Raw genomic sequence first — 23,178 nt, forward strand, 5'->3', positions numbered from 1 at the left:
CTCACTGCGGAACCTTGGCAGTCAGTTCAGCGGGCCATGCCTGCTTCGCATCGAGACGCACCCAGGCCACGCCAGGCAAGCCCACTTTCACCAGCGCCAGATGCTTTTGCAGCAGCTCGCGGCTGATCTGCGCCTTCACGCGGAACATCAGCTTCTGGCGCTCGCTGGCCGTTTCCACCGTCTTCGGCGTGAACTGCGCGCTGGCCGCGACGAACGAGATCGTCGCCGGAATCACGTAATTGGGCGCCGCGTCGAGGATGATGCGCACCTCGCCGCCCAGCGCCACCTTGCCGGCCGCAGTCTCGGGCAGGAAGAAGGTCATGTAGACGTCCGACAGGTCGACCAGGTTAAGCACCTTGCCGCCGCCCGCCAGTACTTCGCCCTGCTGCGCCACCAGGTATTGCACGCGGCCGTCGCGCGGCGCCGTCAGCTGGCCATCGGCCAGGTCGGAATCGATGCGCGCCGTCGTCGCCTCGGCGGCGACGACGGCGGAACGCGAACCCACCACCTGCGCCCTTGCCGCGTCGATGGCCGCCTGCGCCGCCGTCACTTGCGCCTTGGCCGCATTCCGGGCGGCAGCCACGCTGCGCACGCGGGCGCGGTCGTCATCGAGTTCCTGCACCGAGGAAGCGCCCTCCTTCGACAGGGTTTCGGAACGGGCCAGGCGGCGCTTGGCCGCATCGAGTTCGCTTTCGCGCTGCGCCACCATGGCCAGCGCGGCCGCCTTGTCGCTCTCGCGCACTGCCACCTGCGCCTGCGCGCCCACCACCGCGTCGGACGCCTGCTGCTGGCGCGCGCGCGCCTCGTCGCGCTGGGCCGTCAGGGAATCGACCTGCATGGTGGCCAGCGGCTGGCCCGACTTGACGAAGTCGCCCTCGCGCACGAGGATCTCCTTGACCCGGCCCGCCAGCTTGGTGGCGACGTCGATTTCCGTCGCTTCGATGCGGCCATTGCCGCTGACGAAACCTTCGCCTGGGCCCGTGGGACGCATTTTTTGCCAGGCCACATAGCCCAGTACGAGAACGGCCACGACCAGCGCCGCGGGAATGAGTTTTTTCTTCAGTTGTGGAGTCATGGTATGGGGGTGATCAAATTAGTGGGTGGAAGCGGAGGCAGAAGTGGCTGGCGCGCCACCGCCCAGCGCCGCATACAGGCTGACCTGACTGGACAGCAGCGCGCGGCGCGTCTGCACCAGCTGCTGCTCGACCGTCAGCAAGTCGCGCTGCGCGTCGAGCACTTCCAGGTAGGGCGCGGCGCCATTGTCGTAGCGCAGCTTGGCCAGGCGCGCCCGTTCGCTCTGCGCGGCCAAAGTCGTCTTGCCGATATCGACCTGCAGCGCCAGCCAGCGCCGGTTCGACAGCGCGTCGGCCACTTCGCGGAAGGCGCCCTGCACGCTTTTTTCGTAATTGGCCACGGCCACGTCGCGGCGCACTTCGGCCAGTTCCATATTCGCGCGCAGGCGGCCCGCGTCAAAGATCGGCAGCACCAGGCGCGGCGCGAAATTCCACGCGCCGCTGCCCGAATCGAACAAGCCGCTCAATTCCGCGCTGGCCGTGCCGTAGGCTGCCGTCAAGGAAATCGTCGGGAAGAAGGCGGCGCGCGCGGCGCCGATATTGGCTTGCGCAGCGCGCAGCTGGTGTTCGGCCGCCACTAGGTCGGGACGCTGCGTGAGCAAAGCCGAGGGCATGCCCGCATGCAGCGGCTGTAGCACGCTGGCGTCGTCGAAGCGGCGCACCTCACCAGCCACCGGCGTCAGGTCGACGGGGCCGCCCACCAGCTGTGCCAGCGCGTGCGCCTGCACGGCACGCGCCTGTTCCAGCTGCGCCGACAGCGACAAGGCCTGGCTGAGCAAGGTTTCCACCTGCGTCAGGTCCAGCTTGGAAATCGACCCGACTTCAAAGCGGCGCGTGAAGATGCGCAGTGATTCGGCGCGGCTGTCGACGGTGGCGCGCGCCAGTTCCACCCGTTCGTCAAGTTCGCGCAAGCCCAGGTAGCCATTGGCTACCTGCGCCACTAGGGCCACGCCGACGGCGCGGCGCGCCTCGTCGCTGGCCAGCAGGGTTTGCAGGGCGCTGTCCTTCAGGCTGCGCACCCGGCCCCAGAAATCGAGTTCCCAGGCGCTCACGTTCAAGCCTGTCTGGTACTGCGCGCTCGTCATGGGACGGCCCGTCACGCTCAGGTCACCGGGCACGCGCGCGCGGCTGCCCGAAGCACCCAGCGCAATGGTGGGAAATTGTTCGGCGCGCTGGATGCCATACGCGGCGCGCGCTTCTTCCACGCGCAGCGCGGCGATGCGGATGTCGCGGTTGCTGGCCAGCGCCTGAGCAATCAGCGCCTGCAGGCGCGGATCGGCAAAATAGGCTTGCCAGGCGACGTCGGGCGCGTGCGCGCCGGCGGAATCGGTTTCCGGATACTGCGCCGCCACGGGCAGCGGCGGTGGCGCATACGGCGGCGCCATCGAGGCGCAGCCGGCCAGGGCCAGCGCGGTGGCCAGCGCGGCCATCCTGGCGCGGTTGGGCAAAGTAGGAACAGCCATGGTCATCTTCTTCCAGTCAATTCAGAATGTTGTAGCCGCCATCGACATACAGGGCGCCGCCCGTGATGGCGCGCGCGCCGTCGCCGGCGAGGAAGGCGCACAGCGCGCCCACGTCCTCGATGGTGGCCAGGCGCCGCATGGGCGAGCGTTCGATGGCGTCGGCCATCAGGCGGTCGAAATGGGCGATGCCGGAAGCGGCCCGCGTTTCCAGCGGCCCCGGCGAAATGGCGTTGACGCGGATGCCTTGCGGGCCCAGTTCGGCGGCCAGGTAGCGCACCGACGCTTCCAGCGCCGCCTTCACGGGCCCCATCAGGCCATAGTCGGCGACGACTTCCTCCGCGCCCAAATAACTCATGGTCATCAGGCTGCCGCCGTCCGGCATCAGCGGTTCGGCCAGTTTCGCCATGCGCATGAAGGAGTGGCAGGAGATATCCATCGCCTGCGCAAAGCCATCAGCAGAACTGTCCGTCACGCGGCCATGCAAGTCCTGCTTCGGCGCATAGGCAATGGAATGGACGACGAAATCGAGCCGCCCCCATTGCCGTTCGATCTGCGCGAACAGCGCTTCGAGCTGGCCCGGCACGGCCACGTCGAGCGGCGCCATGATGGCCGCCTGCACCTGCTGCGCCAGCGGTTCCACGTATGGACGGGCCTTGTCATTGAGCCAGGTCACGGCCAGTTCGGCGCCGGCCGCGCGCAGTGCGCTGGCGCAGCCCCAGGCGATGCTTTGCGTGTTGGCGATACCCACCACCAGGCCCCGCTTGCCCTGCAAAGGCAAGGGCCGCAAGTCGGCCGTCATGCCTGGACTGGACGCAGGGCGGGCCACGGCGTGGCCGCATGCACGCATCGCACCGCGCCGGCGTGCATGGCGGCGGCGCAAGTGGCCAGCGTCACGCCGCCGGCACGCGCATACGGCAAGGCAATGGGAGTGTGGGGGTGTAAGGTACTGCACGCGTCAGGCGCGGGGGTCTGCATCTTCATGAATCGGCTTCCGTCACTGAAATTCGAGGCACGCACCAGTGCATTTTCGGGGAACTGGTACGGGGCGAAATTACTCTACAGCATTTAGACGCGTGATTCGTGATGAGTCCGATCCGCATTCCATGACGCTTTGAGCTAGGTCAACTATAAGTGCGATTGCGGCAATGCAACATTGATGTAAATCAAATTTTACCTCAATATTATCTAAATGAAATATTTTTCAGGCAAGCGTGCGGACGTATTTATTTGATAATATCACTGGGCTAGCGAGAAGAAAAGCGCGCAGGTGAGCGACAATTGGTATTGCCTGGAAAACAAGCAGCGCCGGGCAGGGGCGGAAGGCAGACGGTGAGGAGAGGCAGAATAGGGGCCATGCTATTGCGATGCAACATGACCCCCATGTATTACGGATGCGGCAGGAGCGGCATTATTTGCCCGGCGCCGCGGCGGGACGCGAATACAGGTCGATGATGGTGCTGATGCCATCCTGGCACACGGAGCAGAACGTCTCGCTGCGGTCGAACATGATGCACTGCATCTCGGGCCGGTAGTAGCCGGACGACTCGTAGTTCGCGCCTTCGAAGGCGCCCACCGCATGGCGCTGCGGCGCCTTCGAGAACAGCTGCTGGGTGTACGCCAGGTCGGCCTTGAACAAGTCGCTCATCTCGCTTTCCGGGCGGTTGGCCGCGCGCAGGGCCGCGCGCTGCTTCTGGTATTCGCGCGCATGGCTGTCGTATGCTTCCTTCGGCCATGGCGTCGGCAGCGGCGTGCCGGCCTTGACGTGATTCTTCCATTTCAGCCTGGCCGGATCGCGCAGCGCCGTGGCGTTCGGCTCCCACGGTTCCTGGCGCTCGCCATTCGACTGATAGGCCACGGGCGAGGTGTAGTACTCGTCGGCCAGGCCGGCGAAATGGTGGCCGAATTCATGCACGAACAGGTAGTTGGCCCAATCGTTATTCGCTGCCGCCGTGCTGAACTGGCCGAAGATGCCGCCGCCGCCATAGGTATCGTTGTTGACGAGGATTTCGATGAATTCATACGGCGCATACTGCGCCAGGTCGCGCAGCGCGCGGTTATCCGTCGTCAGCACATAGCGCTCGCTGCCGAAGATATCGTAGCGCGTGCCCAGCGGCGACGCGTGATGCACGCCCGTCGAGGGACGCGACACGCCCGACTCCTGGGTCGGCGCGGCCATGGCCCACACGTTGAAATCCTTGGCCCGCTCGCGAAATGGCGAGACGGTGAAAAGATGCTCAGCCAGCTTGCGCGCCGTCGCTTCGAACTTGCCCATTTCGGCGGCCGTATAGCCGTCGCCCATGATCAGCAGGTCGACCTTGTCGGGCGATGGCCCGCTGATGCGGATCGGGATCGGCTTGACGGGCGCCGGCGGCTGCTTGCGGATCACGTCCTGCGCGGCAGGGTCGACATCGGTGCTCCATACAACGGAAAACAGGCCGCGCTCGTCGCGCTTGAGGATGCGCACGCGCACGGGGTGTTCGGGCTGCGGAAAGCGCACGGATTCCTGGAAGGCGCGCGTGGTGGTCTTCGCTTCATCGGTGCTGGCCCATTCGCCGAAGATGGTGGAAAAACCGCGCGAGTACAGCACCGTGCCCGACTTGATGTCGACCACTTCCAGCAGGTTGTTGCCGCGGTTGCTGTCGTCGATGGGACGCGCCGGGTTGCCCGGCCATGGCAGGGGCTCGACCAGCACGCGCTCGACCGCATAGTGCTCACCCAGCGCATTGCCGCTGTGCTGGTAATCGAGGCGCATGGTAGCCGGCGGCGGCGCATTATCCGCCTGCGCGGCAGGGACGATGCCGGCGGCCAGCGCCAGCGCGCAGAGGAAGGATCGGATCGGAGTCTGCTGCATGTCATTCCTAAAACGGTAGAAAAACAGGTGAAGGGAACGGTTTTCCAAACAATCGGCGGGCCTGCCGGCAGGCGCGGGAAAAACCGCTGCGGCACATTGTAGCGACAGGATGCGAGCGTGCAAAGCGCCCATTTCACGCGATTTGCTTGAGCATGCGATAGAATCGATTTATATTAGACTGACTAGTCGATTAATTAAAGGAAAGAGCCATGCGCACCATCGATCCCGGCAAACACGCGGCCCGCCGCGACGCCATTCTTGCCGCCGCGCGCCACTGCTTTGCGCGCAAGGGCTTTCACCAGACCAGCACCGCCGTCATCTGCGCGCAAGCGGGCATGAGTCCCGGCAACCTGTTTCACTACTTCCCCACCAAGCAAGCCATCATCGCCGCCATCGTCGACGAGGAAGGCAGCGAGACGGCCGCCTATTTCGCCGGCGTGCAAGGCAGCGCCGATGCCTACGGCGCCCTGCTCGACTTCATGGACCTGGTGCTGGCGCTGGCGGCCGATGACGACTTTGCGGGGCTGGCGCTGGAAATATCCGCCGAGGCGATGCGCGACGCGGATATCGCGGCCAGGGTGGCGCACAACGACGCCAGCCTGCGCGGCGGCTTGCAAGCCTTGCTGGAAGAGGCGGCATCAGGGGGCCAGGTCGACGCCGCGCTGGACGCCGCGCAAACGGCCAGCTGGATCGCCGCGCTGATCGATGGCATCTTCAACCGGGTCGCCGTCGATCCCGATTATGCACCGCTGGCGCAGCGCGCCAGCCTGCACCTGCTGCTGGCGCGCTTCCTACGCCCTGCCCTGGCATGAGCGGCGCCATGCAAACCCGGCCAACGCGTATCGCCGACGTCGACGCCCTGCGCGGCTGCGCCCTGTTCGGCATTTTGGTCGTCAATATCGGCGCCTTCGCCACACCCTGGTTCGGCCTGGGATTGACCGATCCCGCCTTTCACGGCGGCGTGGACCGCGCCACGCACTTTATCGTCGCCCTGCTGTTCGAAACCAAGTTCTACCTGCTGTTTTCCTTCCTGTTCGGCTACAGCTTCACCTTGCAGATGCAGGCGGCCGCGCGCGCCGACGCGCCGTTCGTGCCGCGCATGCTGCGCCGACAAGCGGGCCTGTGGCTGATCGGCGCCCTGCATGCCGTCTTCCTGTTTCATGGCGACATACTCACGACCTACGCTCTGCTGGGCATCGTGCTGCTGGCGCTGCACCGCTGCGGCGAGCGCCAGGCACTGTCCCTGGCGTTGATACTCGTCGCCGTCTGCGTGGCATTCTGGGCAGGCATGGCCTGGCTGCAAAGCCTGCAGCCGGCGGGCGACGCCGCGGACAACACCGTGGCGATGGCGCAAAAGGCGGCAAGCGCGCTGGCCGCCTACCACGCCACGCCAGTCGCCGTCGTCCATCAGCACCTGCGCGAACTGGGTGAAATCTGGATCGTCCTGCTGCTGGTGCAGGCACCGTGCGCGCTGGCCATGTTCCTGTGCGGCCTGGCCGCCGGCAAGCGCGAGATGCTGCTGCACGCAAGCGATTACCTGCCGCTGCGCCGCCGCCTGCTGTGGGCCGGAGCGCTGGCGGGATTGCCCGGCGCCGCCTTCTACGCGTGGACCTCCGTGTATGGCGATAGCCAGGCATGGCAGGTGGCGGGACTGGCCGTGGGCCTGGCGAGCGCACCGCTGCTGGCGGGCGCCTACCTGGCGCTGGCGCTGGCCCTGTTCGAGCGCCTGCGCGACGGCACGCTGTTTGCGCTGCTGGCGGACACGGGCCGCATGGCCCTGTCGAACTACCTGCTGCAGTCGGCCATCTGCGCCGTGCTGTTCCTCGCGTATGGCGCGCGGCTGATGGGCAGCGTGTCGCCGCTGGGCGCGCTGGCGCTAGCAGCTATCATCTTCGGCCTGCAGCTGCCATTGAGCCGCTGGTGGCTGCGCGGCCACGCGTATGGCCCCGTCGAGTGGCTGCTCAGGGCCTTGACGATCGCCGCGTGGCCGCGCTGGCGGCGCACCGCTTACTTGTAGCGATACAGGGGCTGGCGCAGCTGGATGGGGCGGATGTCGAGGCGCAGTTTCAGTACCGAATACGCTTCCGCCTCGGTCGAGCTGTAGCCGACGCTGTTGACCGTTTTACTGAAGCGGAACTCGAAGCCCAGGTCGGGATATGGGTCGCGCGGGTTGCCGAAGGCGATGCCGATGGCTTCCTGCTGCGCGTTATCGATCAAATTACCCATCAGGTCCAGCACGGCGTTATTGCCGAGGATATCGTTGGTGAACACGGGTTCGCGCATGTCGGGCTGGTTCGGATCGAGCTTGTTGTCGGCCTTGTCCGGCGAGGGCGTAAACACGCGCGTGACAAGGTTGAATTTGTCGCCTCGGTCCAGGTAGCTGATGGCCGCATTGCTGATATTGAAATTTTTCACGCCACGGTCGCTGATGGCGCCCGACAGGTCGATCAGCAGGGCGCCGCTGTAGCCGATGACTTCCACGTCGCGCATGGCGTCGACCACCATGGCGCTGTTTTCATCGATGCCCAGCCCGAGGTGATAGCCTTTTTTCAGCATCACGGGAATCATGCGCGCAAAGCGCCCGCGCACCAGCAGATGCTGGTCCACAAAAACATCGCTGCCGATGAAGCCCAGGCCCGGCGCGATCTCGCGGCCATCCGTCACGCCCATCTTGAGCATGTCGAGCACGGGTTTGGCGTCGTAGAACATGGTGGTGCTCATGATGGCGGCACCGGCGCTGGAACCGGCGATCACGCCGCCATTGCGATAGACCGACCAGATGGCTTCCAGCGCGGCCGTGCGGCTGCCGTCCGGCCGCAGCAAGGCTTGCGTGATGCGCCCCTGGTCGCCGCCGGCAAAATAGATGCCGCTGGCCGACTTGATCTGCGTGACGATGGCCGGGTCTTCGGCGGCCTTGCGGTAATCCCTGTTCGGCAGCTTGACGGCCAGCGGCACGAAAAAGGCATCGGCGCCATATTGGTTCAGCTTTTTGATGATGCTTTCGCCCGATTTTTCCGGGTTCATCGCGGCCGAGGCCAGCACGGCGATGCGCGCGCCTGGCCCGCCCGACAACTTGACGATGCGCTGCCAGACTTCGGCATTGTCGGCGCGCAGGCCGCCGCCGATGATGACGAGCGTCCCCTGCGGCGCACTGCCGATGGCGCTGCCGCCGGGCGCCGCCACGGCTTGGACACTGCACAATGCCAGCGCGAACAGCAGCGCGGCGCACAATTGTTGATACAGGCTTGAAGATGATTTCATGGTGCCTTTCGAATACAAGGAAAGTGGCGCATATTTGTTGATACAGGCACGCGCCCTTGCTACCAAAACTGCTGCTTGCAATCCAACGCCATCGCACTACGATACTACTTGCTGCATGTGACAGCGTTGTTGCGGTATCTCCAATTTTTTACTTAAAACTGTAATTGGCGCTGGCATAAAAGCGCCGGCCGCGCGGATCCGTATAGGTCGGGTCATAGCCGGACAGGAAAAAGTAGGCCTGGTTCGAGTATGGCGGGCTGGTATTAAACAGATTCTGTATGCCTGCGCGCAGCTTGAACTGCTTGCTGACGGCATACGCGCCCGACATGTCCCACAGCGTGTAGGCCTTGACCCTATTCGGCTTGACGACGCTGCCGTCATCCGTGTTGATGGCCGAGTTCTGGTCATTGTAGCTGCTCGAATAGGTGTTCGACAGGCTGGCCGAATACGGGCCATGGTCCCAGTCGAGGGTAATCGTATGGCGCCAGCGCTGCACCACGCCGTCCGTGACGAATTTATTCAGGTTGCTGATAAAGGCATCGCCGGGGCTCGTCTGGATTTTCGAATCGAGCACGTAGGTGCCGCTCAGGTGGGCGCCGAAACGTCCCCAGGCCGTCTTTACGCCATGCAGGTCGGCCGTAATATCGATGCCCGTAGCCTTTTGCGCGCCACGGTTTTCCTTGCGCAGCTCGATGTAGTCGATTTCATTGTCCTCGTTGCGATGTACGAGGTCGCCGTACTTGGCCAGGTTGCCGAGGATGATGTCGTCGCCAATTTCGCTGATCAGGTCCGTGCGCTTGATGTTCCAGTAATCGAAGCTGAAGGTCCAGTGCTGGCTCGGCTCGAGCACCACACCGGCCGTGAACTGGCGGCTGCGCTCCGGCTTCAGCTTGTCGTTGCTGTAGCGGCGCGTATCCCAGTTTTGCGCGCAATCGGCGTAGTTATTCTCCACAGTGGCGCATAACACGGGATCGGGCAGGGTCGCCGTACTGCTGTAGACGGTGGGTCGGTGCAAGTCCGACATCGATGGAGCGCGGAAACCCTTGCCGGTGGATGCCCGCATCAGCACCTGCTTGCTGGGCATGTAAGTCAGACCGATCTTCGGACTGAGGGCGCCGCCTACCTGCTGGTAATGGTCGTAACGGCCAGATAACTGCGCCTGCCACTGCTTGGTGAACGGCAGCAGCAGTTCGCTGTAAATGGCTTGCACAGTGCGGCTGTCGCTGGTGTCCTTGCCGCCTTCCGGCGCCGAATCGTCATTGATATTATTACTCATCAGTAATTTGGAAAGACGGAACTGCGTACGTTCGCGGCGCACCTCTCCGCCAACGGCAAGGGCCATGTCGCCGCCACCCATGGCCATCAGAGCGCGTGACGCCTTGAAATCAAGCGTATCCATGACGCCGCGCGCGTGGCGCACTTCATCGTTGACCTGGATGCTCTCAATCAGTGCCAGGCCCTCGGCACTGGAAGGCCCGAAGGGATTGATGCTGCCATCGGCGATACCTGCGCGCAGCTTGTCCTTCAGCAGATAGCCTTTGGTATCACGGTCCCTGACGGTATTGACGCTATGATTCAAACCCACGTCATAATCCCATCCCGCCACTGTACCGGTCGCCCCCACCACGAAGCGCTGGCTTTCACTGGTCAACTCACTGGTGCGGTTGCCCGCCTCCTTCAATCGCATGCGCACTTCCAGTTCGCGCTCCACCTGCTTGCCATCGTCATCCAATATGGTATCAAAACCGGTATTGGCCAATTGCGGCACCTTGCTGTAATCCAGGTAACCGATCACCCGTGTCGACGACGCGACATAATTGGTACGCGAACGGCTCAATGCCACCTCCGCATATACCTGATGCTCCGGGTTCAGCTTCAACACGCCCCGCGAAAGAAAATTCTGCTTCTCCGACTTCGGATACAACTCCGTATCGCGCATGTAATCGTAGGTACAGCCATCGACGCCGCCAGTGCCGTTGGGCAGGTACAAATTGGCGGGTGGATTGCAGTCCGGGATGGACAGGTTGATTTGCCGGTTGGTGATCGGCTTGCCGTTCAACAGGAAACCGATCTCCTGCAGGTGATCGCGCTGGGCGCCCGACAGGCGGATATTCGCCGGGCTGGTAAAACTCGACAGCAAATGGCCAAGGCGCTCGGGCACGTTCAGGTTCGGAATGAACTTGCGCTGCGAGGTGCTGAGGCGGTCCGTCTGCTGCGCGTCGAACACGGCGAAGATATTGTATCCATCCGTGGCCAGGTCGCCCGTACCGGCCGTGATGCTGGCCGTGCGCTTGCCGGCGCCGCCTTCCTGCGTGCCGCTGCCGTAGGCATTCAGCTCCACGCCCTGGTAATCCTTGCGCGTAATGAAATTGATGACGCCGCCGATGGCGTCCGTGCCGTACAGGGCCGAGGCGCCGTCGAGCAGCACTTCCACGCGCTGCAGCGCGGCGGCAGGAATATTATTCAGGTCCACGCCCGCATCGTCGCCGGGCGAGGCAAAGTTGGCCATGCGCCGGCCATTGAGCAGCACCAGCGTGGATGACGTGCCCACGCCGCGCAGATTGGCACTGTTGAAGCCGCGCTGGTCGCCGCCGATATTGATGCTGGCGCCATCGGTCAGGCCGCCCACGTTGGCCGACACGCGCGCCATCAGCTCGGCCGCCGTCGTCACGCCCGCCTTGTCGATCTCGGCGCGCGTGATGATCTGCACCGGCAGCGCCGTTTCCGATTCCAGCCGCTTGATGGCCGACCCCGTGATTTCCACGCGCTGCATTTTTTTCGGCGCCGCGTCTCCGTCCTGTTCCTGCGCCAGCGCGCCATTGCCCAGCATGCCCAGCGCCGCCGTCACGCTCAAGGCGCCCAGCGCCAGGCGCACGGCATGCGCCAGTGCCGCTTCACGTGGCAGTGCAGGCCCGCCCTGTTGTTTTTCCCTATGCATTCCAACTCTCCCCAATGGTATTGACCCTGATTTTTATAATGACTGCTTTTTATGGACTGCCTTGCGCTGCTGTGCTGCTGTTTTCCTGGGAGCCTGCACCCCATGCTCGCCGCCATACAGGTAGGCGGCGATCACTTCGCTCAGGCGTGCGGCCTTGTCGACGTTATCCTTGTTCGACACCATCAGCGCCACGGCCAGCGCCTCGATCATGGCCAGCGCCGTGCTGGCGCTGCTGGGCAGGACGGGATGCGTGCTTTGCGCAAATAGCGCATGATCGGCCAGCTCGGCCAGCGGCGAGGCAGGCGAATCGGTGAGCGCCACGATGCAGGCGCCGCGGTCGCGCGCGAAGCTGGCCAGGCCGATGCAATCGAGCGTATAGCGGGGAAACGAAATCACCACCAGCACGTCCTGCGCCGTCAGGTTGACCAGGTGCCCGGCCGCCACTTCCGAGCCGCCGATACCCACCACTTCCACCACATGCGGGCAAAACGGCTGCAGATGCTGCACCAGCATGCCGGCCAAGTTGGCCGACAGGCCAAAACCCATCACATACACGACCTTGGCGCGCGTCAGGCGGCGCACCACGGCCTGCACGGCGGGCGGCGACAGGGCATCGGATGTGGCGGCGATGTTCGCGGCCGCATATTCCAGGCTTTCCGTGACGGGCGACGTGGCGCGCGCGCGCCGCTCTATCGTGCGGCGCAGTTTGTCGACTGGCTGCAACAGCGATTGCAAGGTTTCGGCCATGGCGCCACGCATGGCCGAATAATTCTTCTGGCCGATATCGCGCGCGAAGCGGCTGATGGTGGCCGTCGATACCTCGCAGCTGTCGGCCAGTTCCTCGATGCCCAGCGCCGTCACCCGCATCTGGTTGCGCAGCAGGTAATCGGCGATCTGCCGCTGCGAAGCCGAACCGCTGCCCAGCACGTGCATCAGCGCCTGCCCCAGCGGAGACTGCGCGAAGGCGGCATCGGGCGCCGACAACGTGCCAACCCGTGGCGTATGGGGACTGCTGCGTGCAGGACTGGCGGATGCTTTCATATCACTGGCGGCCTGTATTCTTGGACACTGCGGATCACTGACGGAAGGCGAAATCGGGTCGCTGGAACTTACTGTACTCATATCAAAAAGAAAACTCAACAAATATTTGTAAAAGGATTTTCATTGATTTACTTCGTGAAAATATTGCTACATAATCGACCGGAATCCATCAACCGCGCCCCGTTTTGGGGCGAATTCACCATGCAAGTACAACAGCATCCCATCTCCACCGCGCACGCCAGCGTAGCGTGCCAATTGAGCAGCTTACATTTTGGCAGTGCGGCCGCCGCTAGCCGCAGCGGCAAGAAGGTATACATCCAGGCGGCGCTGCATGCGGATGAAGTGCCGGGCATGCTGGTATCGCAATTTTTACGCCGCGAGCTGCTGGCGCTGGAAGCGGCGGGCAAGATCCACGGCGAAATCATCCTGGTACCGGCCGCCAACCCGATCGGCCTGGCGCAAGCCATCCATGGCGCGCCGTTCGGGCGCTTCGACCTGACCACCGGCATCAACTTCAACCGCGCCTACCGCCACGTGGCCGATGAACTGAAAACCACGCTCGATGGCCTGCTGGGACAGGACGTGCAAGCCAACGTGGCGCTGATACGCGAACATGCGCGCACCGCCGTCGCCGCCTGGCAGCCGGGCACGGATGCGGAAACACTGAAGAAAACCCTGTTGGGCATGGCCATCGACGCCGACATCGTGCTCGACCTGCATTGCGACAACGAGGCGGCCCTGCACATTTATACCGGCACGCCGCTGGCGGCGCAGATCGCGCCCCTGTCCGCGCTGCTGGGCGCGCGCGCCGTGCTGCTGGAACTGGCGGCCGGAGAAGAACCGTTCGACGAAGCCTGCAGCCGCCTGTGGTGGGATCTCGACGCGCACTTCCAGGGCCGCTATCCGATTCCTGCCGCCTGCCTGTCGACCACCGTCGAGTTGCGCGGCGAAGTGGAAGTAAGCTACGCCCTGGCCGAACGCGACGCCACCGCCCTGCTGCATTTTCTCGCCATCGAGGGCGTGCTGGACATCCCCGGTGCCGGCGACGACCTGCCCGCGCCGCAATGCACACCGACGCCGCTGGCCGGGGTAGAGCCGATCCTCGCGCCGCATCACGGCGTGCTGGTCTACCTGCGCGAAATGGGTGACGTACTGGCCGCCGGCGATGCGGTGGCCGACCTGATTGACCCCGTCAGCGGCGAAACGACGACCTTGCGCTGCACAGTCGCCGGCGTCTTCTTCGCGCGCAGCGCCCACCGCCACGTCCTGCGCGGCATGAACGTCGGCAAGGTCGCCGGCGCTGTCGCTTTCCGCGGCGGCAGCCTGCTGAGCCAATGACGCCATGAGAAAATTCAAGCTCCCCAATACCTTCGTCCTGCTGTGCGGCATCCTGGCCATGATCGCCCTGGCCACGTGGCTGGTGCCAGGCGGGAAATTCGATACGCAGCTGGTCAACGGCAAGCAGCTGATCATCCCCGGTACGTTTCACTATGTCGACAACAAGCCGCAGGGACTCGCCGCCCTGATGATGGCGCCCATCAAGGGCTTCGTCGACGCCAGTCTGATCATCGGCTTCGTGCTGATCGTCGGCGGCGCCTTCGCCGTGCTGCAAAAAACGGAAGCCTTCGATTCCCTGATCAAGGCCATCGCCAAGGCGCACACCAGTTCGCGCTTCGTGCGCGCCGCCATCATCCCCGTCTTCTTCACCATGTTCTCGCTCGGCGGCGCCACCTTCGGCATGAACGAGGAAGCCATCCCCTTCATCCTGATCTTCGTGCCGCTGGCGCTGGCCCTGGGCTATGACACCATCACGGGCGTATCGATTCCGTTCATCGGCTCGCAGGTGGGATTTTCCGCCGCCTTCCTGAACCCGTTCAATGTCGGCATCGCGCAAGGCATCGCGGGCGTGCCGATCTTTTCCGGTATCGGCTATCGCCTGATCGTGTGGGCCATCGCCACGGCGGTCAGCATCGTGTTTCTGATGTGGTACGCGGCGCGCATCAAGCGCCATCCGGAAAAAAGCCCCACGTACTTCCTCGACATCGAAAAGCGCGGCGAGCACTCGATGGACCTCGACAGCTTTGCCGGCATGACGCGCACGCACCGCACCGTGCTGTGGATTTTCATGGCGACCTTGCTGACGATGGTCGTCGGCGTCGTCAAGTACGATTGGTTCATTGATGAAATCGCCGCCCTGTTTCTGGTGATGGCCATCGTCGTCGGCCTGGTGGGCCGGCTCGACATGGACAGCCTGGTGGCGTCCTTCGTGCAAGGTGCGCGCGACATGGTCAGCGTGGCGCTGGTCATCGCGCTCGCGCGCGGCACCATGATCCTGGCGCGCGACGCGCAGATCATCGACACCATGTTGCATGCGCTCACGCCCTTGGTAGCCTCGTCGAGTCCCGTCTTCGCCGCGCAAAAGATGTTCTTCATGCAGTCGGTGATCAACTTCTTCATCCATTCCGGCAGCGGCCAGGCCGCGCTGACCATGCCCATCATGGCGCCGCTGGCCGACCTGGTGGGCGTGACGCGCCAGACTGCCATCCTGGCTTTCCAGTTCGGCGAATTCACCACGCCGATGATCCCCACGTCCGGCATCACCGTCGGCGTGCTGGCGCTGGCGCGCGTGCCCTGGATTACGTGGGCCAAGTGGATGATCCCGCTGCAGCTGATTTACCTGGTGCTGGCGCTGCTGCTTCTGATTCCCCCCTGTCTGATGCACTGGCAGTAAGCACGGCGAGGCAGCGTCGCCGTGGCTTTATTTGCGATACGCCTGTCCATACGCGCCGTCGGCGCCGCCCTTCGCCCAGTCGGCCATCAGGTCGTAAAACCCGGGCGTGATGACGGTGGGCTTGCGCGTTCCATCGGGCGCCTGAACGTAGCTGCGCATGCCGTGATCGGCCTGCGGGAAGAGGTAGATGGAGATGGCCTGGCCCTGGCTGCGCAACGCCGCCAGGTGCTCCACGCTGACAGCCGGCGGCGCCTGGCGGTCGTCCTCTGCCAGGGCCCATAACTGCGGCACCGCGACCTGGCGCAATTCCTGCACGGGATCTTGCGACCAGTCGACACCGAGCTTGTCGAACTGCGGTATACCGTGCTTGCGCAATTCCTCGGCCGGCATGCCCAGCAACACGCCCGTGTAGCCGCCCTTGATGAGGGAAAACCACGGCTCCTTGCCAAACTGCCACTGGAATGCCGACAGGTCGTCCAGTCCATCCTGGTAGCCGGATTTGACGATTCTTGCCGTGATATCCGTCCCCATCCTGGCCTTGGCGACGACGTCGCCGCCATAGCCCTTGTCCTGCAGTTCCCTGGCAACCTGCGCCGCATCCTGCTCCGTGATATCGACCGCCAGGCCATAGCCAATGCCGAGAAAGTCCGCCTTGGCGCGCACCTGCGCCAGTGGAGCGATCCAGCTGCCCTGGCTTACCCCTATCAGGCCAAAGCGGCCGTAGCGGCCTTGTGCCAGCCGCCTGGCTTCGCGCGACGCGGCCACCAGATCATCGGCCAGGCGTGGAAAATTCTGCGTATATTCGCCTTCGGACAGCCCGGTACCGCGCTTGTCATACACGAAAACGGACACGCCCCGTCCCACCATCTGATAAGGGTCGCGCGCGCGGTCGATCCAGCCGCTGCTTTCGGAACCATGTGCATACACGACCAGTGGCGTGTCCTTGCCGGCGCCCGGCGCTTCCATCAAGCGGCCCGCGAACATGACGCCGTTCGATGCAAAGCGCGTATCTGTTGCGACCAAAGCCACTTTCGGCCAGCGCTCCTTGCCATTGACAAGCACGGCGTCCTTTCCGCACGCGATCAGTGCGCCGGCATCCTGCGTGCTGCCAACGGTCCCGTCGCTGAAGGTGTAGCCGTAGCCTTTGCCCCCCTTGGTGAGGGCGACAAAGCCCGTCTGATCCTGGCGAAAAATGCCCGTCTCGCAAGGCGCCGGGCTGAATTCCTCCGGCATGGGCGCAGCAGTCGCCGAGAACGATACGGCAAGCAGAGGCCAGAGAAAGAAAGAGGTCATGGAGTCAGCGTCCGGTAGGGGAATCAATACAATGGAAATGGCAGGGCAGGACCGGAGCCACGCGCAAACCGCGCCAGCCGTTCAACGCCGGTACATATCCGGAAAATACCGCTCCATCAGCGTCTCCGGCCGGAGCGGCGCCGTAAAGCCGTGGCGCGCATACAAGCCATGCGCCGTGCTGGTGGCCAGCATGAAACGGCGCAAGCCCTGCAAGTCGGGATGTGCCATCACGGCCTCCATCAGGCGCTTGCTGTAGCCGCGGCCGCGGTACTCTTCCAGTACATACACGTCGACCAGATAGGCAAACGTGGCATAGTCGCTGACCACGCGGGCGAACGCCACTTGACGGCCGTCCAGCGTGCCGCCGAAGCAGAGCGAATGGTCGATCGCGCGCTGTACGGTGGCCAGTGGGATGCCGCTGGCCCATGCCGATTGCGTGCTGAGAAAATGGTGAATGGCTGGAACGTCGAGTTCCGCCTTGTCGCTGCTGATCTTCAAATGTGACATCACGCTGTCCGCCTGTCGTGGAAAAAACCGATCATCGGCGATTTGCGCGCTGCTGTCACCTGGGCAAGAAAGAACCGGGGGCGCCGCCCGTCCTGATTGCCGGTGATGGGTGCTGCCTGCATTGCATTGCCCCGCTTACAGTGCGGCTTTTTCTTCAGCGCTCAGGCGCTTGGCGCTGACGTACACGGTGTGCATGGTGACTTGCTCGGCGCTGGTGACCATGGATGCTGGCGCGGCGCGGAACTTCGGCACGGCGGCGGTGGCCAGGCTGGTGGCGGCGGCGATGGCGATGATGGCAACGAAGATGGCTTCCATGTTTTTAGCGATGTTCATGATGATGTCCTTTGGGTGGCTGGTTGTGTGCTGCGATGATTGAACTGTAGGCCGATCCCCACTGAACCGCCATCGGATTGCGACCAAACGCACGATTCGCGGGACAGAATACAAAAAGCCCGGATAGAACGCACAACGTGCCCGCGCCGTGGCATTTGAGGCTTGCCAGCCCCATTCCTGGCCATTTCAGCGCCCTGCAAGCCCCTAAAAGCCCTACCGCCGGCCAACCTTGTTTATAATCGCCCTACACTAAAGGACTTCTTTCATGACTGATCAATTCTCCAAAAAGGGCGAAGCCTGGTCGGCCCGGTTTTCCGAACCGGTCTCGGACCTCGTCAAGCGCTACACAGCTTCTGTATTTTTTGACAAGCGCCTGGCGCTGTTCGACATCGAAGGTTCGCTGGCCCATGCGGAAATGCTGCATGCGCAAGCCATCATCAGCCCGGCCGACTACGCGGAAATCCAGCGCGGCATGGCGCAAATCTCGCAGGAAATTGCCGCCGGCCAGTTCGAATGGCTGCTGGACCTGGAAGATGTCCACCTGAATATTGAAAAACGCCTGACCGAACTGGTAGGCGATGCGGGCAAGCGCTTGCACACGGGCCGTTCGCGCAACGACCAGGTGGCGACCGACATTCGCCTGTACGTGCGCTCCGCCATCGACGACATCACCGCCCTGCTAGCGACGTTCCGCAGCGCGCTGACGGACCTGGCCGAACAGCATGCCGACACCATCATGCCGGGTTTTACCCACATGCAGGTGGCCCAGCCGATCACCTTCGGCCACCACATGCTGGCATATGTCGAGATGTTCGGCCGCGACGCCGAGCGCATGGCCGACTGCCGCAAGCGCGTCAACCGCCTGCCGCTGGGCGCCGCCGCCCTGGCCGGCACCACCTTCCCCATCGACCGCCTGCGCGTGGCCAAGACGCTGGGCTTTGACGACGTCTGCCACAACTCGCTCGACGCCGTGTCGGACCGCGATTTCGCCATTGAATTTTGCGCCGCCTCCGCCGTGCTGATGATGCACGTGTCGCGCATGGCCGAAGAACTGGTGATCTGGATGAGCCCACGCATCGGCTTCATCGACATCGCCGACCGCTTCTGCACCGGCTCGTCGATCATGCCGCAAAAGAAAAACCCGGACGTGCCGGAACTGGCGCGTGGCAAGACGGGTCGCGTGTATGGCCACCTGACTGGCCTGCTGACCCTGATGAAAGGCCAGCCGCTGGCCTACAACAAGGACAACCAGGAAGACAAGGAACCGCTGTTCGACACCGTCGACACCGTCATCGACACCCTGCGCATCTTCGCCGACATGGCCGGCGGCATCACGGTGAAACCGGAAGCGATGCGCGCGGCAGCCCTGCAAGGTTATGCCACGGCGACCGACCTGGCCGACTACCTGGTCAAGAAAGGCTTGCCATTCCGCGACGCGCATGAAGCGGTGGCCCTGGCCGTGCGCGCCTGCGTCGACGCCGGCTGCGACCTGGCCGACCTGTCTTTGGAGCAGCTGCGCGCGTTTTCCCCGCTGACGGATGAAGACGTGTTTGCCGTGCTGACCCTGGAAGGCTCTGTCGCCGCGCGCGACCACGTGGGCGGCACCGCTCCCCGCCAGGTACGCGCCGCGATCGCCCGCGTGCGTACGCAGCTGGAAAAATAAACGGGCTGCGTCCCGCCAGCGCTCCGCTGCATCGCTGCAGCGGGGCGTTTTTCATTGGGCGACGATTTTCGACAGCACGGCAAAAGCGGCCCCCGTCTGCGATGCCTCCAGCAGCAAGGTCAGCTCCGTGTAGGTGCAGATGATGTTGATCAGGTTGATGCGCTCCCACGCCAGGCGCTTGAGGATGGCGTGATACACGCCCGGCGTATAGCAGGTTTCGGGCGCCAGGTGCAAGGTCACGGCCGTCACGCGTTCGAGGCGCGCCAGCTCCTGCTCTTCGCCGAAAACCTCTTCCACCAGCGCATGCAGGCTGCGGCTGCAGATCACCATCACCTCGTTGACGCCGCGCGTGACGGTAATGAACGTGCCCCGCTGGGGCGCGGCCAGCGCCAGCAACTGGCGCTGGCAGGCATACGTCTGGTCGGAGTAACGGTAGGTAAAAATCATCAGTTCGCTGCGCGTGGACAGTTCGCCCGCGCGGTGTGCCAGCACGATTTCGCCGCTTTTCTGCTGCGGCATCCGTTCGGCCAGGCGGCGCAGCGCCATCACCACGGCGGCCTGGCCCACCGGTTTCCATAAGTCGCTCTGCAATTGCGGCTGTAGCTGGCGCGCCAGTTCCGACAGGTTGAGCAAGCCCCGGCCCAGTCCCTCGCTGAGAAAGGCCGATTCCATCACGATCTGTTCCACTTTGGTCGCTATCGAAAGCATAGTTCGTCGGGCCGGTGATTCCGGTGCACGCACCAGGAGCCGGCAACCCTTCCTGAAAAAAGGATGCACTGCGCCAGCGGCCGCACCGGGCGGCGCGGTCGGACTCGCTGAAAAGCCCCCCTCACGGGGGAAGGGCCGGTTAGCGGCGGCTAGGAAGGCGGATGCAGCATGAATGCCGCTCCAGAGGGGAAATGGCTGAAACCAACAGCAGAAAACAGAACTGACGTCATGTGAAACTCCCGATTTTTTCCCGATGCGCTGTATCTGGACGCGGTCATTGCCGCGTGCGCTTTTTTTGTCTTCGCGTGATCCGCTGGGGACCACATGAAGAGCTAGTGTAGATCGCAACATTTAAAAAATGCAACAGTGTTTTTCCAACAGAGCGCCCCATTAGGGGAAGTAGTCCAAAACAAAAGTTGCAGCTTGTGGTAGATCAAACTTTCCAACGATACAGCGCTGATAAATGTTCAATTCTTAACAAAAATTCGCGTAGTGACCCATTTCTTGAATTTTTTGACATGGCGATCTCGACAAGTTTAGTGTCCCCCTACCCGGCGTCATGCCACCACAAAACGGCAGGCTATCCGCCCGCCGCCAGGCACGCCGGGGTGGCCATCAGGCATCGCGGCCAGCTCATTCACCATTTCCTTAACCGATACCATGGAGCAGAAATGAATTTACGTTTGACGATAGTTGCCGCATCCATCGCCGCCCTGCCGCTGATGGCCACCACGGCAGATGCCGCCTCGCCGCTGCCACAGACCCTGATGGCCGCCCCGGTCAGCCTGGCCTCTCCACAAGAGAACGCCAGCCTGGTCAACAAGCTGGCCGCGCAGGCACGCAGCCGCGGCCTGAATACCGAGCATGGCTTTGCCGTCGGCGCCCAGCATCCGGGCGTCAGCGGCACGCGTGTGAGCCGCGTACAGCACACCTACAAGGGCTTGCCCGTCTTCGGTTCCGAGACGGTCGTGGTCAGCAACAACGCCGGCGACATCGTCAGCGAATCCGTGTCGGACCGCGCTTCCGGCCTCGGTAGCGGCGGCGTCAATTCCGTCACCCGCAGCGCCACCACCGACATCGACACCACGCCGGCCGTCAGCGCCGCCGCCGCCATCGCCGCTGCCGTGAAAAGCATCGGCGTGCCGGCCGTCGACCACGTGCCGCCGCATGCGCAACTGCTGATCTACCCCGTGATGAAAACGGTGCGCGTGGCCGGCGCCGAGAACAAGTCGGAAGCCGCGCTGAACGCCCTCGACGTGCAGGACGTGGTCGACCACTACGAGCTGGCCTACCTGGTGCAGACGCGCATGATCAGCGGTAACAAGCCCGTCTACTACGACACCGTCGTCAGCGCCAAGGATGGCCGCATCCTGCGCCAGTGGAAAGCCCTGAAAACCGTGGCCGGCATCGGCAACAGCCAGTACAACGGCCAGGTACCGCTCAACACCACGCTCACGGGCAGCACCTACACCATGAAAGACCCCAGCCGCGGCACGGGCGGCAGCTTCGGCGGCATGGCCATCACGAATGCCAACCACGGCACCACCTCGGGCAGCGTGTACAGCAGCACCAGCAATACCTGGGGCGACGGCCAGCAATACATCAACGGCGGCAGCACCACCAACGCCAACGGCCAGACGGCGGCCGTGAACGCGATGTGGGGCCTGATGAACACCTACGACACGCACAAGAATGTGCTGGGCTGGTCCAGCCTGGACGGCAACAACACGGCCACCCACATCGCCGCCCACGTCAACACGGCCTACGACAACGCCTACTACGACAGCAGTTGCAAGTGCATGTACATCGGCGATGGCGGCAGCTCGTTCAACAACCTCGGTTCCATCGACGTTATCGGCCACGAAATGGGCCACGGCATCACGGACGCCACCTCGGGCCTGATCTACTCGCAAGAGTCGGGCGGCTTGAACGAATCGAGCTCGGACATCGCCGGCGAAATGGTGGAAGCCTATGCGCGCGCCGGCGGCACGGGCACCAGCATCCCCAACACGGGCAACGATTGGATGACGGGCAAGGAAATCGCCAAGAATGGCCAGCCGCTGCGTTGGCTGTACAAGCCAAGCAAGGATGGCAGCAGCCCGAATGCGTGGAGCAGCACCATCAAGAACCTCGACGTCCACTACAGCAGCGGCCCGAACAACCGCATGTTCTACTTCCTGTCGCAAGGTTCGAACTCCACGTCCAGCAGCGACTACTACAGCTCCTACCTGAACAAGAGCCCGCTGGCCATGACCGGTATCGGCAGCGACAAGGCTTACCGCATCTGGTTCAAGGCCGCCACCACCAAGTTCACCTCGTCGACCAACTATGCCGATGCGCGCAACAAGGTGCTGCAGGCAGCCGAGGAACTGTATGGCGTGGGCAGCGCCGAGGCTATCGCCGTCAAGCGCGCGTATGCGGCCATCAACGTGGGCGCCGACGTCGATGAATCGACCACGGGCGGCGCGGTGACCATCACCAGCCAGCCGGCCAGCATCACCGTCGCACCGGGCGCCACCGCCTCGTTCGCCGTGGGCGCGGGCGGCGGCACGGCGCCGTACACCTACAAGTGGTACCGCAACGGAGCCGTGATCAGCGGCGCCACGTCGCCTGCCTACAGCTTCACGACCGTGGCGGCCGACAGCGGCGCCGTGTTCAAGGCCACGGTGACGGATTCGTCCTCGCCCGCCGTGACGGCCACGTCGAACAACGCCACGCTGACGGTGGGCACGAGCAGCGCCACCGAACGCGTGACGAACGGCGGCTTCGAGTCCGGCGCCACGGGCTGGAGCGGCACCACGGGCGCCATCGGCACCTTCACGGGCCAAACCGCATACGAAGGCACGCAGTACGCCTGGCTGGGCGGCAATGGCGCCACGGCCAGCGAATCGCTGACGCAAAGCGTAGCCATTCCGGCCGCCGCCACGTCCGCCAGCCTGACCTTTGCGCTGCACATCGACACGGCGGAAACGGGCAATACCGTGTACGACAAGCTGGTCGTCACCGTGAAGAACAGCGCCGGCACGGTGCTGGGCACCCTGGCCACGTATTCAAACGTGAACAAGGCAGCCGGCTACCAGATCCGCACGTTTGACCTGATCGCCTACAAGGGCCAGACCGTGCAGATCTCGTTTGCCGCGACCGAGGACGCTTCGCTGCAAACCTCGTTCGTGATCGACAAGGTCAGCCTGGTTACCCAGTAAGCGGCTGAACCTGCGGGCAAGCCATCGATACAAGGCTTGCCCGCACAGCACGATTGATTTTCTGGCAATTACAGTCTACCCTGAGGCAGTGATTGCATCTTGCCTGCTGCCGG

At 63.7% G+C, this 23,178-nt stretch carries 18 protein-coding genes; 6 read left to right on the plus strand and 12 right to left on the minus strand.

Features of this window, described 5'->3' with window-relative positions; all coding sequences use genetic code 11:
• Position 1: 1 nt before the first annotated feature.
• From O3298_RS06090 to O3298_RS06110, 5 genes are all read right to left on the minus strand, one after another.
• On the minus strand, positions 2 to 1,075 hold the full coding sequence (locus tag O3298_RS06090; protein WP_289913110.1) for an HlyD family secretion protein: 1,074 nt from the start codon (positions 1,073 to 1,075) through the stop codon (positions 2 to 4).
• 18 nt (positions 1,076 to 1,093) lie between these two features.
• Complete coding sequence (locus O3298_RS06095; RefSeq protein ID WP_289913109.1) at positions 1,094 to 2,542, minus strand: efflux transporter outer membrane subunit; 1,449 nt, start codon at positions 2,540 to 2,542, stop codon at positions 1,094 to 1,096.
• Positions 2,543 to 2,552: 10 nt separating this feature from the next.
• Positions 2,553 to 3,335, minus strand: a complete 783-nt coding sequence (gene fabI, locus O3298_RS06100) for an enoyl-ACP reductase FabI (protein WP_289913107.1) — start codon at positions 3,333 to 3,335, stop codon at positions 2,553 to 2,555.
• Positions 3,332 to 3,517, minus strand: coding sequence for a hypothetical protein (locus O3298_RS06105; RefSeq protein WP_143451452.1), 186 nt, complete (start codon positions 3,515 to 3,517; stop codon positions 3,332 to 3,334). The genes fabI and O3298_RS06105 overlap by 4 nt, the downstream gene beginning before the upstream one ends.
• Positions 3,518 to 3,944: 427 nt before the next feature.
• Positions 3,945 to 5,387 (minus strand): IgA Peptidase M64, encoded by a 1,443-nt coding sequence (locus O3298_RS06110; protein ID WP_289913105.1) that lies wholly within the window; start codon positions 5,385 to 5,387, stop codon positions 3,945 to 3,947.
• Positions 5,388 to 5,596: 209 nt separating this feature from the next.
• Between O3298_RS06110 and O3298_RS06115 the strand changes: the two genes are divergently transcribed.
• Complete coding sequence (locus tag O3298_RS06115) at positions 5,597 to 6,199, plus strand: TetR/AcrR family transcriptional regulator (RefSeq protein WP_289913102.1); 603 nt, start codon at positions 5,597 to 5,599, stop codon at positions 6,197 to 6,199.
• An 8-nt stretch (positions 6,200 to 6,207) separates the two neighbouring features.
• On the plus strand, positions 6,208 to 7,404 hold the full coding sequence (locus O3298_RS06120; protein ID WP_305058760.1) for a DUF418 domain-containing protein: 1,197 nt from the start codon (positions 6,208 to 6,210) through the stop codon (positions 7,402 to 7,404).
• Here the strand turns inward: O3298_RS06120 and O3298_RS06125 are convergent.
• The 3 genes from O3298_RS06125 to O3298_RS06135 form a co-directional block, all read right to left on the minus strand.
• Positions 7,395 to 8,648: a cyanophycinase gene (locus O3298_RS06125; protein ID WP_251350229.1), complete on the minus strand. Its 1,254-nt coding sequence runs from the start codon at positions 8,646 to 8,648 to the stop codon at positions 7,395 to 7,397. The genes O3298_RS06120 and O3298_RS06125 overlap by 10 nt on opposite strands.
• Before the next feature lie 148 nt (positions 8,649 to 8,796).
• On the minus strand, positions 8,797 to 11,586 hold the full coding sequence (locus O3298_RS06130) for a TonB-dependent receptor (protein ID WP_305058761.1): 2,790 nt from the start codon (positions 11,584 to 11,586) through the stop codon (positions 8,797 to 8,799).
• A 33-nt stretch (positions 11,587 to 11,619) separates the two neighbouring features.
• The gene (locus tag O3298_RS06135) at positions 11,620 to 12,627 is read right to left on the minus strand and encodes a MurR/RpiR family transcriptional regulator (protein ID WP_305058762.1); all 1,008 of its coding nucleotides are present in this window, start codon (positions 12,625 to 12,627) and stop codon (positions 11,620 to 11,622) included.
• A gap of 201 nt (positions 12,628 to 12,828) precedes the next feature.
• On the opposite strand from O3298_RS06135, the gene O3298_RS06140 reads away from it, so the two are divergent.
• Positions 12,829 to 13,965 (plus strand): succinylglutamate desuccinylase/aspartoacylase family protein, encoded by a 1,137-nt coding sequence (locus O3298_RS06140; RefSeq protein WP_305058763.1) that lies wholly within the window; start codon positions 12,829 to 12,831, stop codon positions 13,963 to 13,965.
• A gap of 4 nt (positions 13,966 to 13,969) precedes the next feature.
• On the plus strand, positions 13,970 to 15,358 hold the full coding sequence (locus O3298_RS06145) for a YfcC family protein (RefSeq protein ID WP_305058764.1): 1,389 nt from the start codon (positions 13,970 to 13,972) through the stop codon (positions 15,356 to 15,358).
• Between the two features lie 27 nt (positions 15,359 to 15,385).
• Here O3298_RS06145 and O3298_RS06150 read toward each other — a convergent pair whose 3' ends face one another.
• From O3298_RS06150 to O3298_RS06160, 3 genes are all read right to left on the minus strand, one after another.
• Positions 15,386 to 16,651 (minus strand): S9 family peptidase, encoded by a 1,266-nt coding sequence (locus O3298_RS06150; protein WP_305058765.1) that lies wholly within the window; start codon positions 16,649 to 16,651, stop codon positions 15,386 to 15,388.
• 81 nt (positions 16,652 to 16,732) lie between these two features.
• A complete protein-coding gene (locus O3298_RS06155; RefSeq protein WP_289917892.1) occupies positions 16,733 to 17,158 on the minus strand; it encodes a GNAT family N-acetyltransferase in 426 nt (141 codons plus the stop codon).
• 135 nt (positions 17,159 to 17,293) lie between these two features.
• The gene (locus O3298_RS06160; RefSeq protein WP_305058766.1) at positions 17,294 to 17,491 is read right to left on the minus strand and encodes a hypothetical protein; all 198 of its coding nucleotides are present in this window, start codon (positions 17,489 to 17,491) and stop codon (positions 17,294 to 17,296) included.
• Between the two features lie 265 nt (positions 17,492 to 17,756).
• Here O3298_RS06160 and argH point away from each other — a divergent pair, with 265 nt between their 5' ends.
• On the plus strand, positions 17,757 to 19,154 hold the full coding sequence (gene argH, locus O3298_RS06165; protein WP_099376466.1) for an argininosuccinate lyase: 1,398 nt from the start codon (positions 17,757 to 17,759) through the stop codon (positions 19,152 to 19,154).
• A 51-nt stretch (positions 19,155 to 19,205) separates the two neighbouring features.
• Here the strand turns inward: argH and O3298_RS06170 are convergent, their stop codons facing one another.
• Positions 19,206 to 19,862: a hypothetical protein gene (locus O3298_RS06170; protein ID WP_099666466.1), complete on the minus strand. Its 657-nt coding sequence runs from the start codon at positions 19,860 to 19,862 to the stop codon at positions 19,206 to 19,208.
• A 671-nt stretch (positions 19,863 to 20,533) separates the two neighbouring features.
• Between O3298_RS06170 and O3298_RS06175 the strand changes: the two genes are divergently transcribed.
• The gene (locus O3298_RS06175) at positions 20,534 to 23,065 is read left to right on the plus strand and encodes a M4 family metallopeptidase (protein WP_251350220.1); all 2,532 of its coding nucleotides are present in this window, start codon (positions 20,534 to 20,536) and stop codon (positions 23,063 to 23,065) included.
• Positions 23,066 to 23,178 lie beyond the last annotated feature (113 nt).

The sequence above is a fragment of the Janthinobacterium sp. SUN137 genome, assembly GCF_030587265.1.
Taxonomy (GTDB): Bacteria; Pseudomonadota; Gammaproteobacteria; order Burkholderiales; family Burkholderiaceae_D; genus Janthinobacterium; species Janthinobacterium kumbetense.

Coding starts and splice junctions, on each gene's coding strand:
- O3298_RS06115 (WP_289913102.1), top strand. CDS start 5,597: ATGCGCACCATCGATCCCGGCAAACACGCGGCCCGCCGCGACGCCATT.
- O3298_RS06175 (WP_251350220.1), top strand. CDS start 20,534: ATGAATTTACGTTTGACGATAGTTGCCGCATCCATCGCCGCCCTGCCG.
- O3298_RS06160 (WP_305058766.1), bottom strand. CDS start 17,491: ATGAACATCGCTAAAAACATGGAAGCCATCTTCGTTGCCATCATCGCC.
- O3298_RS06125 (WP_251350229.1), bottom strand. CDS start 8,648: ATGAAATCATCTTCAAGCCTGTATCAACAATTGTGCGCCGCGCTGCTG.
- O3298_RS06135 (WP_305058762.1), bottom strand. CDS start 12,627: ATGAAAGCATCCGCCAGTCCTGCACGCAGCAGTCCCCATACGCCACGG.
- O3298_RS06140 (WP_305058763.1), top strand. CDS start 12,829: ATGCAAGTACAACAGCATCCCATCTCCACCGCGCACGCCAGCGTAGCG.
- O3298_RS06145 (WP_305058764.1), top strand. CDS start 13,970: ATGAGAAAATTCAAGCTCCCCAATACCTTCGTCCTGCTGTGCGGCATC.
- fabI (WP_289913107.1), bottom strand. CDS start 3,335: ATGACGGCCGACTTGCGGCCCTTGCCTTTGCAGGGCAAGCGGGGCCTG.
- O3298_RS06120 (WP_305058760.1), top strand. CDS start 6,208: ATGCAAACCCGGCCAACGCGTATCGCCGACGTCGACGCCCTGCGCGGC.
- O3298_RS06110 (WP_289913105.1), bottom strand. CDS start 5,387: ATGCAGCAGACTCCGATCCGATCCTTCCTCTGCGCGCTGGCGCTGGCC.
- O3298_RS06155 (WP_289917892.1), bottom strand. CDS start 17,158: ATGTCACATTTGAAGATCAGCAGCGACAAGGCGGAACTCGACGTTCCA.
- O3298_RS06130 (WP_305058761.1), bottom strand. CDS start 11,586: ATGCATAGGGAAAAACAACAGGGCGGGCCTGCACTGCCACGTGAAGCG.
- O3298_RS06150 (WP_305058765.1), bottom strand. CDS start 16,651: ATGACCTCTTTCTTTCTCTGGCCTCTGCTTGCCGTATCGTTCTCGGCG.
- argH (WP_099376466.1), top strand. CDS start 17,757: ATGACTGATCAATTCTCCAAAAAGGGCGAAGCCTGGTCGGCCCGGTTT.
- O3298_RS06170 (WP_099666466.1), bottom strand. CDS start 19,862: ATGCTTTCGATAGCGACCAAAGTGGAACAGATCGTGATGGAATCGGCC.
- O3298_RS06090 (WP_289913110.1), bottom strand. CDS start 1,075: ATGACTCCACAACTGAAGAAAAAACTCATTCCCGCGGCGCTGGTCGTG.
- O3298_RS06105 (WP_143451452.1), bottom strand. CDS start 3,517: ATGAAGATGCAGACCCCCGCGCCTGACGCGTGCAGTACCTTACACCCC.
- O3298_RS06095 (WP_289913109.1), bottom strand. CDS start 2,542: ATGACCATGGCTGTTCCTACTTTGCCCAACCGCGCCAGGATGGCCGCG.